At 28.7% G+C, this 903-nt stretch carries 1 protein-coding gene; it reads right to left on the bottom strand.

Annotated features, from left to right (window positions below; all coding sequences use genetic code 11):
* Positions 1-115 precede the first annotated feature (115 nt).
* The gene (locus tag F6U93_RS14425) at positions 116-868 is read right to left on the bottom strand and encodes a hypothetical protein (RefSeq protein ID WP_150940932.1); all 753 of its coding nucleotides are present in this window, start codon (positions 866-868) and stop codon (positions 116-118) included.
* Positions 869-903 lie beyond the last annotated feature (35 nt).

The raw sequence follows: 903 nt of genomic DNA, 5'->3' as shown, positions 1-903 counted from the left end.
ATCTTTTTTATTGGAAATCGTCAAATTTAAAAATTTGGCGAATTTCCAAATATACCTTAACTTCGATTAAGCAACTCATTAGCTATGAGCTATATACGTTGTTAGGCACAGTACTTTATTTCACACGTTTATAAATTCCGTAATCGGAAAATTCTGATTCATAGATTTCTTTTTTAGGAAGAAAATAATAGACTCTAAAGCAAATAACTGGGCTGTCAGTAATTTTTTCGGTTATTTCCGCTGTTCCTTTTTTGTATTTAAACTTTGTTGCATTGTCTTTAAAGAGTTCTTTAATTACAACACGAAAAATTTTTCCATTTTCATCAGTAATCAGTTTAATGTTTCCTTTTTGAAAACTAACTGAATTTTTATCTTTTAGATTTTTACCAAACTTTTCATCTAGACCATAAATGAATAAACTATCATTAGTCTCTTTAAAACTCTCAAATTCGTATTTGTTTAAAAGGCAAGCTGCATTAGAATAACCAGAATATTTTTCATAGTAATCTACCACAATATCGATTCCTGAATTATTTAATTTTTTACTGTCAATTTTATCTAAAGTTATCTCATCATTGTTTACAGCCTTTTTTAATTCTATTGACTTTATCCGATTTTTATTCGGAAGTGCTGAAAAGTAAGAAATTGGTAATTTTCTAGAAGAGTTTACTTTAAACTTTTCGATTGAATCCATCAAAACTATTCCTGAAGTATGTGAGTCTCTTCCGCCCCAAGCATCATATTCATATATCACTTTAGATGAATTTGGTATTCTTTGTTGGTATAACTCAACATCCCATTCTCCGATTCCGCAATTGGAAAGTGAGATTAATAGTCCGAAATAAAATATTTTAGAAATGTCTTTCAATTTGGAAATTAGTGTTTTTTCGTATTGTGCCTAAC

The sequence above is a fragment of the Pseudotamlana haliotis genome (genome assembly GCF_008806375.1).
Taxonomy (GTDB): domain Bacteria; phylum Bacteroidota; class Bacteroidia; order Flavobacteriales; family Flavobacteriaceae; genus Pseudotamlana; species Pseudotamlana haliotis.
Note: the sequence above shows the minus strand (reverse complement) of the source record. Positions and strands in the feature narration are given on the sequence as shown.